The sequence below is a fragment of the Mangrovibacter phragmitis genome (genome assembly GCF_040429585.1).
In the GTDB taxonomy this organism is placed as follows: domain Bacteria; phylum Pseudomonadota; class Gammaproteobacteria; order Enterobacterales; family Enterobacteriaceae; genus Mangrovibacter; species Mangrovibacter phragmitis.
Genome location: NZ_CP134782.1, coordinates 1,444,781 through 1,456,776 on the forward strand (window position 1 = coordinate 1,444,781; position 11,996 = coordinate 1,456,776).

The following is an 11,996-nucleotide window of genomic DNA, read 5'->3' on the forward strand; positions in this document are numbered from 1 at the left end:
GAATTTAAAGCAAATAAGTACTGACAATAAGGATTAAAACTATGGGTTTTCTTTCCGGTAAGCGCATTCTGGTCACTGGTCTCGCCAGCAACCGCTCCATCGCCTACGGTATTGCTCAGGCTATGCACCGTGAAGGTGCTGAGCTTGCTTTCACTTACCAGACGGACAAACTGAAAAGCCGCGTGGAAGAGTTTGCCGCCAGTTTTGGCTCCAGCATTGTACTGCAATGCGATGTTGCTGAAGACGCCAGTATCGACGGTATGTTTGTTGAGCTGGCAAAAAGCTGGCCAACGTTCGATGGTTTTGTACATTCTATTGGTTTTGCTCCAGCCGACCAGTTAGATGGTGATTACGTCAATGCCGTCACTCGTGAAGGTTTCAAAATTGCCCATGACATCAGTGCCTACAGCTTTGTCGCAATGGCTAAATCCTGCCGCCAAATGCTGAATCCTGGCGCAGCATTGCTGACACTGTCTTACCTGGGGGCTGAGCGTGCTATCCCTAACTACAACGTAATGGGGCTGGCGAAAGCATCTCTGGAAGCCAATGTTCGTTATATGGCGAATGCGATGGGGCCGGAAGGCGTGCGAGTGAACGCCATTTCGGCTGGCCCGATTCGTACCCTTGCAGCCTCCGGCATTAAAGATTTCCGTAAAATGCTGGCTCACTGTGAAGCGGTAACACCCATTCGCCGCACCGTGACTATCGAAGACGTCGGTAATACAGCTGCATTCCTGTGCGCTGACCTTTCTGCCGGGATCTCCGGTGAAGTGGTCCATGTGGATGGCGGCTTCAGCATTGCCGCAATGAACGAGCTTGAACTGAAATAATTCGTCAAGGTGTTTTCTGTTAAACCAGAAAAGAGCAGTGATTCACTGCTCTTTTTTTATACTCTTAACAGTTTAAAGCATGCCAGATAAGCAGCCTGTTACAGATTGCCGGTACCGGGTCTCAGGAAATTTTCCCTTACTCAATGGGCAAACAGAACTGATAAAGCGTATTTAACCGGACAACCTGCTTGTAATCAGATTGCGTCAAGGGGAATAATTGCACAGACAAGTGGGAACACAGGCAAACTTCGCTTGCCGCCATACGCGTATTCGCGTAAAACTGTCTGCCGCTCTTTAGGCTACCGATACCAATATTATGTTTCAGGATAACCCGCTGCTTGCGCAGCTAAAACAGCAACTTCATTCTCAAACCCCGCGAGCAGAAGGCGTGGTCAAAGCAACTGAAAAAGGATTTGGTTTCCTTGAGGTTGACGCGCAGAAAAGCTATTTCATTCCCCCCCCACAAATGAAGAAAGTGATGCATGGCGACCGCATTATCGCCGTCATTCACACAGACAAGGATCGTGAATCGGCTGAACCCGAAGAGCTGGTTGAACCTTTCCTGTCTCGCTTTGTAGGCCGGGTACAAAAAAAAGACGATAAACTGTCTATTATTCCGGACCATCCATTACTGCGTGATGCCATTCCTTGCCGCCCTGCCCGCCAGGTAAATCATGAGTTCCAGCAAGGTGACTGGGCTGTCGCAGAAATGCGCCGTCACCCATTAAAAGGCGATCGCACTTTTTATGCCGAGCTGACTCAGTTTATTACTTTCGGCGATGACCATTTCGTTCCCTGGTGGGTGACTCTTGCACGCCATAATCTGGAGCGTGAAGCACCTGATGGTGTTGCCACTGAACAGCTGGATGAGCACCTTAATCGTGAAGATTTAACCCAACTGGAGTTTGTCACCATTGACAGCGCCAGTACGGAAGATATGGATGATGCGTTGTTTGTTCAGGCTACAGAAGGTGATGTACTGCAACTGACCGTTGCTATTGCAGATCCAACAGCCTGGATTGCTGAAAACAGCAAACTGGATAAGATTGCGCAGGTTCGCGCCTTTACCAACTACCTGCCTGGCTTCAACATTCCGATGCTGCCGCGTGAACTGTCTGATGACCTGTGTTCATTGCGTCCGAATATGCCACGTCCGGTACTGGCTTGCCGCATGGATATTCTCGCTGATGGCGCCATTGCAAACATCCATTTCTTTGCCGCGACCATCGAATCTAAAGCTAAGCTGGCTTATGACAATGTTTCTGATTATCTTGAGAAACAAGGCGAGTGGCAGCCTGACTCTGAAGCTGTAGCACAACAAATTGGTCTGCTGGCTCAAATTTGCCAGCGCCGCAGTCAATGGCGTGAAACCCATGCTCTGGTGTTTAAAGACCGCCCGGATTACCGCTTCATTCTGGGTGAAAAAGGTGAAGTGCTGGATATCGTTGCTGAGCCGCGTCGGATTGCCAACCGCATTGTTGAGGAGTCCATGATTGCAGCCAACCTTTGTGCTGCACAGGTATTGAAAGAAAAACTGGGCTTTGGCATTTACAACATTCATGCCGGTTTTGACCCGTCTTCTGTTGAACAACTCGCGGCCTTGCTCAAAAACCACGGTATTGAAGCAGATGCTCAGGCTTTACTTACCCTGCCGGGTTTCTGTACCCTGCGCCGTGAGCTTGACAGCCAGCCTTCCTCTTTCCTGGACAGCCGTACCCGTCGTTTCCAGTCTTTTGCTGAAATCAGCACTGAACCGGGGGCTCACTTTGGGCTGGGTTTTGAAGCCTACGCAACCTGGACATCACCAATTCGTAAATATGGTGACATGGTAAACCACCGTTTGCTGAAAGCGATTATCAAAGGTGAGACGGTTGCTCGTCCTGCAGATGAATTAACCATTCAAATGGCTGAGCGTCGTCGTCTTAACCGTATGGCTGAACGTGATGTTGGTGACTGGCTGTATGCACGGTTTCTGAATGACAAAGCAGGTACAGATACTCAGTTTAATGCTGAGATAATTGATGTTTCGCGCGGGGGGATGCGTGTACGCCTGGTTGATAATGGCGCAGTTGCCTTTATCCCTGCGCCGTTTATTCATGCTGTTCGTGATGAACTGGTTTGTAGCCAGGAACTGGGAACCGTGCAGATCAAAGGTGAAACTTGTTACAAAGTCACTGATGTTATTCGGGTTACCATTGCAGAAGTCCGTATGGAAACACGCAATATCATTGCACGTATCGCCGGGTGACAGCTCTGTTGAGTACTTATCACTCTGGCTGTACCGGGAGAAATGGTTTGGTTGCCTGCTCTTTTTATAGTTAAGAATAAACAAGAGAATCAGCACATTACTTCTGGTTTTTCGCGTAATCAAAGCCTCCAATTGGAGGCTTTTTTTATCGTTTATCCACAGAACTCGCTTAACTCAAATGCGTTAATGTATAGCATGGGGAGTGCTGATTATTTTTAAGATAAATCCATGCGGGTGTTGTGAGATGTATCTAATTTGTTCATTCGGTGGTGGTCACATCACTTGTAAAAACAATCAGTTTTGTAATTTTCGCCCTACTATATTAAGGTTGATTAGTTAACCACACTTATTAATGTGCAACATTGTGGGTTCAGGAGAAACCATGAAAGACGATCTGGAGCAGAACCTCCTTTTTCGTTATTCAGGCAGCTACAGTCCTTTCTGGCGCTTACCTGCTGACAGTAATGCGCTTCAGTTATCCGCAGCAGAACACGCGGAAACGTCGCAAGTGGTTGCTCTTACCCAGGAGCAGGCGGACCGTATCCGCGAAATGACGGTTATTACCTCAAGTCAGACAATTATGGTGTCTTTGTTCGGTACTGATGTCACGCTACACCTCGTGGGCCGTAAGCTTTCACGTCAGGAATGGGGAGGCTCTGTCTCCTGCTGGAACGATACGCCGTCTACAACCCGCGATTTAATCCGCGGTTTATCTTTTGCTGAACAGGTTGTAGCCGAAGCCAATTCCGTTATTGTTGTGCTGGACAAGCACGGGAATATCCAGCGCTTTAACCGTTTGAGTGAAGAGTACACCGGCCTTAAAGAACATGAGGTTGTGGGTAAAAACGTTTTCAAACTTTTCATGACGCCGACAGAAGCAGCAGCTTCAAGGCGCAATGTCAGTGCTTTTTTTCACAATGGTAATGCCTATGAAGTCGAACGTTGGGTAAAAACGCTGAAAGGCCAGCGTCTTTTTTTGTTTCGTAATAAATTTGTACATAATGGCAGCGGTAAAAATGAAATATTCCTTATTTGCTCCGGTACAGATATTACTGAAGAACGCCGTGCCCAGGAACGCTTGCGCGTTCTTGCTAACACCGATGCTATTACTGGATTACCTAACCGTAACGCCATTAATGATCTGATTGCAGATGCCATTGATAAACGCGGCGATACCCAGGTTGGCGTCGTCTATCTTGATCTGGATAATTTTAAGAAAGTAAATGATGCCTACGGGCATATGTTTGGCGACCAGTTATTGCAGGCTGTTTCCCTCGCTATTCTCGGCTGTCTGGATGGAGAACAAACCCTGGCGCGTCTGGGGGGTGATGAATTCATTATTCTGGCAACCGACACGACTCAGGTAGCCCTGGAAGCCATGTCATCACGGATTATTTCACGCCTGCGACAGGCCTTTCGTATTGGGCTTATTGAGATCTACACTGGCTGCTCTCTGGGCATAGCCATCGCTCCCCAACATGGCACTGATCGTGAAAGTGTTATTCGTAACGCAGACACCGCCATGTATACAGCCAAAGAAAATGGCCGTGGTAAATTTTGTGTTTTCTCTCCAGAAATGAACCAGCGGGTTTTTGAATATTTATGGCTGGACACCAACTTACGCAAAGCGCTTGATAATCAGCAACTGGTTATTCATTATCAGCCCAAAGTAACCTGGCGCGGCGAAGTGAGAAGTGTTGAAGCATTAGTTCGCTGGCAATCGCCGGAACGTGGGTTGATAGCACCAACGGATTTTATCAGTTATGCCGAAGAATCCGGGCTAATTGTACCTTTGGGGCGCTGGGTCATGCTTGATGTCATTCAGCAAGTTGCAAAGTGGCGCAAAAAAGGGATTAATTTGCGGGTTGCAGTAAATATTTCCGCCAGACAACTGTCTGACCAGACCATATTCAGTGATTTGAAACAGGCACTGACCGACCTCAACTTTGAATATTGCCCGGTTGATGTTGAGCTTACAGAGAGTTGTCTGATTGAAAATGAAGACCTGGCGCTCTCCGTGATTCAGCAATTCAGCCGGTTGGGTGCGCAAATACACCTGGATGATTTCGGAACGGGGTATTCTTCCTTATCGCAACTGGCGCGTTTTCCCATTGATGCAATCAAACTTGACCAAAGTTTTGTGAAAGAGGTTTATAAACATCCGGTGTCACAGTCGTTAGTCCGCGCGATTGTTGCTGTCGCTCAGGCGCTTAACCTGCAAGTCATTGCCGAAGGTGTGGAAAATAAAAAAGAAGACGCCTTTCTTATTAAGAACGGCGTCAACGAACGGCAAGGCTTTTTGTTTGCTAAACCCATGCCCGCAGCCTCTTTCGAGCGATGGTATAAACGTTATCAGGCAAGAACAGGTTTTTAACCTGCTTTACGGATCGCCGTGGCAACATGGCGATCCTGTAACATCACCAGCCTTTCCATATAACTAATATCTCTGGATTCAAGTGCAAAGGCACTCTCCACCCAGTCCTCCGTAATATCCATCAGTTCCGAGCGTGGTAACGTCAGCACCCGGGATCTTGCCCGCAGCATCGCCCTGATGCCATTAAGTTTAGTGCGAAAGGTATCAATTAAAGTTCGGGTTGCTATATACCCTTTTCCTGGCTCAAATAACTGGTCAACCAGACCATGGTTTTGATACCACTCCGCAGTATGAGACTCACCTTTGTATATAAGCTCCTCGGCGAGTTTCATTCCTGAGCGGCGGGCAACCAGGGAATAAGCGCCCATTCCGGGGAAAAGGTTAAATGCGATTTCCGGGAATCCCATTCGGGCATCATGTTGTGCCAGCACAAAGTGGTGTGCTAACGCGGCCTCAAAACCGCCCCCAAGTGCGCTACCTTCAACCATAGCCATACTGATTGCTCCGGTATCAAAACCGCGTGCAGCGGCATGTACACAGTCCACACAGGCCCTTGCGTAGGCGCGTAATGCCTCACGTTTACCGTTGCGTATGCAATCAATAAAGAAGTTAAGATCTCCGCCAGTATTAAACATATCGGGTACCAGAGAACCGGTAACCCAGAAATCCACTGTCATACCTAATTTTTTCACCAGATAACTCAAGTTCATGATTTCCTCTATTAATTGGTGATTAAAACATGGGCGGGGCCGAGAACTCAGCATCATCCAGACAGTTTTCCGTTCCTCTTCGTAATATCCGACAAGTTGCGTAAAACGCTCGGTATCAGTAAAGCGTTCACAGCCAGGTTGGTTGTTCAATGTCATAGTCGTATCCTGCCAAATTCGTCATAAAAACAGATCTAATCTCATTAGATCCCCTTGCTGAACAAAGGATTGCCTGATTCAGGCTTTCTCTCGGCAGCAACTGAGAGTTTGCGGCAAAATGGACACATGTTCATTGCCAGATAATAGTTCCGCATCTGACTGACGGCGAAAACAGCAATATTGTTCAAAATACCTGAGGTTATCAGAGGGAAACTCAGTGCAATTAACAACCGCCAGCTGACAGATTCGTCTCAACTGCGATTATTTGAAAGATGGCTATAACTGAAAACGCATAAATAAGCGCTAAAACGTCTTTATAACTATAGATTTGTGCTTCTCGCGCCCTGCGGATTAAGGCACTATAAACAACATACAGCTATGGGGAACACGGTGAAGCAGTATATGGGTTAAGGCAACCAGGGTTATAAAAGATATTGTGCTGGCAATTTACCTGTAGCAACCGTGGTAACTTCATGCTGATATGCTGATGTATAAAAGTGATTCATAAGGAGGCTCCATGGCAGAATTTGACCCCCGCGAACTGGCCGCACGAATTGATACTGTGCTGAATATTCTTGTTGCTGGTGATTACGCATCAGCCATCAATAACCTGGAAATACTTAAGCAAGAACTGGAGTCAAAATTTAGCCAGTTACCAGACAACCAAGGCACTCCCCCTTCGCCATGGGAGATTTAACTGATATCCGGTGCCTTGTGCATCGGATTACACTTCAAAAGTGACATATCCTGTCACTACCTGCTTTGGTAGCTAAATTGCGCAACCATCTCACTTAATAACACCGACCAGGCGGTGATTATCTGGTATTCAGGATTATTCCTGGCAGCCATTAAGACTATTTACCTGTTTAAACCATCAGGGGAATTTACAATGAAATAAACCGCAATACTGGTAACGCACCACTTCGCGGTTGGTAGATTCATAGCGGCAGAAATCAGTCGACGCCGTTATGAAGTAATTACTCTGGAGAATGTTATGTCAGTATATAGCAAAAAATTTGCCGCAGCGGCGTTAGCTTTAACTCTTGCGATGTCGTTATCCGCCTGCTCAAACTGGTCCCATCGAGACCGTAATACAGCAATTGGTGCAGGTGCCGGCGCTCTGGGTGGGGCAATTCTTACAGATGGCAGCACACTGGGTACTCTTGGTGGGGCTGCGGTCGGCGGCATTATCGGCCACCAGGTCGGGAAATAAAGAAACCATAATTTAGCCATAGCTGGCATGGAAAGCCAGCTATTCCCCTTAAAACCAGCCCGGTGACATTAACCGCCAGCGAGTTTAACCCTGAACCCCAGAGCTTCGAGTGTGCTCTTCAGCAAGTCACGCTTATCACCCTGAATTTCAATAACGCCATCTTTGACTGACCCGCCGCAACCGCATTTTTTCTTAAGATCCGCTGCGATTTTGGCAATAGTAACGTCATCAGCATCAATCCCGGTAATAACACAGACTCCTTTGCCTTTCCTTCCACTGGTCTGGCGCTGGATACGGACGATTCCATCCCCGGCCGGCCGCGATACCGGAGTTTGGGGTTCTTTGATACGCCCGGTTTCTGTCGAATAAACAAGACGGCTGTCTTTATTACTCATTTATAGCCCCTGTAATGACGCGAGAATTGATTTAAGCGCATGTGCCGGGTCGGCTGCACGCGTCACGGGACGGCCTATTACCATATAGTCTACTCCCGCTGCCTGAGCTGCTACTGGGGTCATAATACGACGCTGGTCGCCTGCATCACTCCCTTCAGGGCGAATCCCCGGGGTTACAAGGCGAAACTCCTTACCAATGACCTGTTTAAAACGTGCCGCTTCTTGTGCAGAACAAACCACTCCATCAAGCCCGCACCGGTTGGTTAACTGTGCCAGTCGTTCGGCATATTGTGCTGGCGAAACAGTAATACCAAGATCTGCGAGGTCAGAGGCTTCCATGCTGGTAAGCACAGTAACGGCAATCAATAGTGGCGCATCTGCTCCAAAAGGCACTAAAGCCTCTTTCGCCGCACTCATCATTCGTGCACCACCGCTGGCATGCACATTGACCATCCACACACCTAAATCCGCTGCAGCAGCAACAGCCCGGGCTGTTGTGTTAGGGATATCATGGAATTTAAGGTCGAGGAAAACATCAAAACCACGCTGATGAAGTTCACGAACAAAATCTGGCCCAAAGCGGGTGAACATTTCCTTCCCAACTTTCAACCGGCAGTCACTGGCATCAATACGGTCGACAAAGGCAAACGCCTCATCTCGTTTGTCATAATCAAGCGCGACAACAATCGGTGAGTTCGTCGTGTATCGGGGAGAAGATGAAGCAGATAGCGTCATAGTCGGATCCTGTTCTGGTAGCGGAAGCAAACAAACGGCAAGCATTCTACCTGCCATCATTTAAAAATGACAGGTGCTTTGACCTGCAAAGCTTGTATGCGATGCCGGGGTAAGCCTGCTTCATAGACAATAAGTATGTTGTAACTAATGAATGACAAAAAAATTATTGCCCATCCAGCCCGCGAATTGGTTTTACTGAAGACCATGCTCTGCATGACGGGCAATGCCAGTACAGTGTATACGCAGTAAAACCACACTTTTGGCAACGATAACGCGGTTTACTACGTAGTTGCTCTCCCACCATATCGCGCAGTACCACCAGACTTTCCCGCGCCCGCCCTTCTTCTGCATCACTCAGGTGGTAGTCCATAAGCTGGTGAAACACACGCATAGTGGGATGCTGTTGTAGCTGATGTGTAATATAAACTTGCGCAGCTTCATGCCCTTCATGCTCAGCAATGATCTCTGCCAGCATAAGCTCCGCGGTGGCCCCTGTGTTTTCCTCAACGCAGCGACGTAAAAACGCCACCCATTCTCCCTCCCGGCCAGCCTGCTGGTAACAGGTTCGCAGCATATCCAGGATTTCAGGAACCAGTTCTTTATCTTGTTCCGGTACACGAAGTAACTGTTCGATGGCTTTGCGGAAATCTCCCTGGTTCATATAAATACGCCCCAGCATAATGGAGATTCGGGCACTGTTTTTGTCCGCCGCATCCCCCTTCTTCAGGAAAGTGAGTGCTTTATCGGTATCATCACTGCCCAATGCCTGCAGCGCCAACTCACAATAAAAATGGGCGATTTCCATGCGTTGGCGATCTTTTCCCAGTTTAACCAGCCGTTCTGCGGTATCAATCGCTTTTTGCCAGTCACTGGTTAACTGGTAAATTTGTAATAACTGTTGTAAGGCTCCAACCCGAAAATCAGTTTCATCTGTAAGCTGGAGAAGCATACTTTCGGCCCGGTCGTACAGCCCGGCAGCCATATAATCACGCCCCAGTTGCTGAATAGCCAGCAGACGTTGCTCGTAGGACAGCGAAGCGCTTTCCATCAATGACTGGTGGATACGAATAGCACGGTCAACCTCGCCTCGCGAGCGAAACAGGTTTCCCAGTGTCAGGTGGGCTTCGACTGTTCCTGTGTCTTCCTTAAGCATTTCGAGGAACAAATCGACCGCTTTATCCTGTTGGTTACTCAGGAGGAAGTTAACCCCGGCAACGTATTCACGAGACAGCCGGTTTGCTTCCTGTTGCTTGTCCTGCTGAGCGCTACGACGCCCCATATACCAACCATATGCAGCTGCCACGGGTAAGAGCAGGAACAACAATTCGAGCATAAATTAACCCCGGGAGTCCGACACAGTTGCCTCATTTGAAGCCGGAGAAATTTGCTGTTCAAGTCGTTTGATTCTGCGTTGCGCACGCCCTAAAGATAACCGTGTCTTCAGCCAGAACAGCCCGCAAATCACCCAGCCGATGATAAATCCGAGGCCAAACAACGAAGCCATAAGCGTTGAAATGCGGTATTCGCCCTGAGCTATCAGGAAATTGAAAGTGACTTGCTGATCATTTTGCGCCCCCAGAGTAATTGAGATAACAAAGATAACCAGCACGACTAAGAAGATAAGAATATATTTCACACGACTTCCCGTAATGTGGAGTAGCGCAGCAAGTTATGCCGCCTGAATGCCTTATTCTGCACTATAAATTATCATTTACCTGTGCTCACGAAAATACTAAATAAGGCATTTCCTTTAGATGGTGACGAAAGTAGCCAAATCAAGTCTCGCTCTGATCGGGGGGCACAGCCAGCCCTGAACACCACCGCTGTGCCAGCCAACAGGCAATCAATGCAATAGCCGTAGAAATACCCGTTGCCATGAGTAAATCCTGCGGCCAGTGCATTCCCAGAGCCAGGCGGCTGGCCATAACGCCCACAGCCCATCCCGTAATCAGTATAACGCTTGTTCGATGCCCGCGAGGCCAAAGCAACCCAATAGCCAGTAGAGCCCAACTTGCCGCAAACATTGTGTGCCCGGAGGGGAAAGCAAACCCCGTTTCTTTTTCCCAGTGATTACGTAACCACGGAGGTAATGCCATGCTGCTTAATTGTTGGTCAACCAGTGCAGCTCGCTGGCGCCGGGGCAGGTTATAAAATTGTTCTACAGAAACCTGGTGTTGTTGCTCAAGCCAGACAACATAAGGCCTGGGTTCCTGCACCCGCTCTTTAATGACCGATTTTATCCCCTGCCCGGCCAGTATAGCGCTGCCCAGCAGAAACAGCAGCAACATAGCCGGTTTTAACCGGCACCGCAGGTGCCATAAGAACCAGCCGCACAGTATACAATGTGTCAGGATCCCAAAGGGTTGTGTCACCGTTTCAGTGAGCCAGAATAAAGGTAACAACCAGGCAGGATAGCTATTGGGTTGCCAGTGCCAGTTACTCAACATAACTGCCACTGGTAACAATATAAGCAGTAACATACCCGCCAAAATTCGTCTGGCTTGCGCTGGCATCCCGTCTCCACTGTTCTGTAAGCCCCAGGCAGAATACCTGAATTGTGCACGCAAGGGTAAACATATCCAAATACAACAGAGTAAAAATAGCCGCACAAAAGCCAATGAAGCGAATTGCCGCTGGTTATGGCAAAATACGGGATAATAAAAGTAAGGCCAGCTATCTGGCCGAAATAACTTGTGCTGTAAACTGGAGATTCACATGCAGCTTAAACGTGTGGCAGAAGCCAAACTGCCTACCCCATGGGGCGATTTCCTGATGGTGGGTTTTGAAGAACTGGCAACGGGCCAGGACCATGTTGCGCTGGTCTACGGTGATATCAGTGGTAATAAGCCTGTACTTGCCCGCGTGCATTCTGAATGCCTGACAGGTGATGCATTGTTCAGTCTGCGTTGCGACTGCGGTTTTCAACTTGAAGCAGCCCTGGCTCACATTGCCGAAGAAGGCCGAGGGATATTGCTGTATCACCGCCAGGAAGGCCGTAATATTGGTCTGTTGAATAAAATTCGTGCCTATGCGTTGCAGGACCAGGGCTATGACACCGTCGAGGCGAATCACCAGTTAGGTTTTGCTGCCGATGAACGCGATTTCACTTTATGTGCCGACATGTTCAAATTACTGGGCGTTGAAGCTGTCCGTCTGCTGACCAACAACCCCAAAAAGGTAGAAATTCTGACTGAAGCCGGTATTAATATTGTCGAGCGCGTCCCCCTGATTGTGGGCCGCAATCCTAACAACGAACGTTATCTGGCAACCAAAGCGGCTAAAATGGGCCATTTGTTGTCAGAATAATCATTTCTCATCCCCGGCGAGCCCTTGCC

12 protein-coding genes are annotated in these 11,996 nt (G+C 48.4%); 6 read left to right on the forward strand and 6 right to left on the reverse strand.

The genetic code is table 11. The features are described 5' to 3' along the window. Window positions 1-41 precede the first annotated feature (41 nt). The 3 genes from fabI to pdeR all read left to right on the forward strand — a co-directional run bounded on the left by fabI (window position 42) and on the right by pdeR (window position 5,452). On the forward strand, window positions 42-830 hold the full coding sequence (fabI, locus tag MPHASIOC01_RS06830; RefSeq protein ID WP_064593877.1) for an enoyl-ACP reductase FabI: 789 nt from the start codon (window positions 42-44) through the stop codon (window positions 828-830). 316 nt (window positions 831-1,146) lie between these two features. After that, a complete protein-coding gene (locus tag MPHASIOC01_RS06835) occupies window positions 1,147-3,078 on the forward strand; it encodes an exoribonuclease II (protein WP_064593880.1) in 1,932 nt (643 codons plus the stop codon). A 382-nt stretch (window positions 3,079-3,460) separates the two neighbouring features. Further along, entirely contained in the window at window positions 3,461-5,452 is a 1,992-nt protein-coding gene (gene pdeR, locus MPHASIOC01_RS06840) for a cyclic di-GMP phosphodiesterase (RefSeq protein WP_064593882.1), read from the forward strand. Here the strand turns inward: pdeR and MPHASIOC01_RS06845 are convergent. Then, window positions 5,449-6,318, reverse strand: coding sequence for a crotonase/enoyl-CoA hydratase family protein (locus MPHASIOC01_RS06845; RefSeq protein WP_064593884.1), 870 nt, complete (start codon window positions 6,316-6,318; stop codon window positions 5,449-5,451). The two genes, pdeR and MPHASIOC01_RS06845, sit on opposite strands and share 4 nt — an antisense overlap. Before the next feature lie 517 nt (window positions 6,319-6,835). On the opposite strand from MPHASIOC01_RS06845, the gene MPHASIOC01_RS06850 reads away from it, so the two are divergent. Beyond that, entirely contained in the window at window positions 6,836-7,015 is a 180-nt protein-coding gene (locus MPHASIOC01_RS06850; RefSeq protein ID WP_353614246.1) for a hypothetical protein, read from the forward strand. 297 nt (window positions 7,016-7,312) lie between these two features. Continuing rightward, the gene (gene osmB / locus MPHASIOC01_RS06855; RefSeq protein ID WP_064593887.1) at window positions 7,313-7,531 is read left to right on the forward strand and encodes an osmotically-inducible lipoprotein OsmB; all 219 of its coding nucleotides are present in this window, start codon (window positions 7,313-7,315) and stop codon (window positions 7,529-7,531) included. Between the two features lie 68 nt (window positions 7,532-7,599). Here the strand turns inward: osmB and yciH are convergent, their stop codons facing one another. The 5 genes from yciH to pgpB all read right to left on the reverse strand — a co-directional run bounded on the left by yciH (window position 7,600) and on the right by pgpB (window position 11,174). Further along, a complete protein-coding gene (gene yciH / locus MPHASIOC01_RS06860; protein ID WP_353614247.1) occupies window positions 7,600-7,926 on the reverse strand; it encodes a stress response translation initiation inhibitor YciH in 327 nt (108 codons plus the stop codon). Then, window positions 7,927-8,661, reverse strand: coding sequence for an orotidine-5'-phosphate decarboxylase (gene pyrF, locus MPHASIOC01_RS06865; protein WP_353614248.1), 735 nt, complete (start codon window positions 8,659-8,661; stop codon window positions 7,927-7,929). Between the two features lie 163 nt (window positions 8,662-8,824). Further along, window positions 8,825-9,994 (reverse strand): lipopolysaccharide assembly protein LapB, encoded by a 1,170-nt coding sequence (gene lapB, locus MPHASIOC01_RS06870; RefSeq protein ID WP_064593892.1) that lies wholly within the window; start codon window positions 9,992-9,994, stop codon window positions 8,825-8,827. A 3-nt stretch (window positions 9,995-9,997) separates the two neighbouring features. Next, window positions 9,998-10,297 (reverse strand): LapA family protein, encoded by a 300-nt coding sequence (locus MPHASIOC01_RS06875; RefSeq protein WP_064593894.1) that lies wholly within the window; start codon window positions 10,295-10,297, stop codon window positions 9,998-10,000. Window positions 10,298-10,436: 139 nt separating this feature from the next. Further along, a complete protein-coding gene (pgpB, locus tag MPHASIOC01_RS06880; RefSeq protein ID WP_064593896.1) occupies window positions 10,437-11,174 on the reverse strand; it encodes a phosphatidylglycerophosphatase B in 738 nt (245 codons plus the stop codon). Between the two features lie 202 nt (window positions 11,175-11,376). Between pgpB and ribA the strand changes: the two genes are divergently transcribed. Further along, complete coding sequence (gene ribA, locus MPHASIOC01_RS06885; protein WP_064593897.1) at window positions 11,377-11,967, forward strand: GTP cyclohydrolase II; 591 nt, start codon at window positions 11,377-11,379, stop codon at window positions 11,965-11,967. Window positions 11,968-11,996 lie beyond the last annotated feature (29 nt).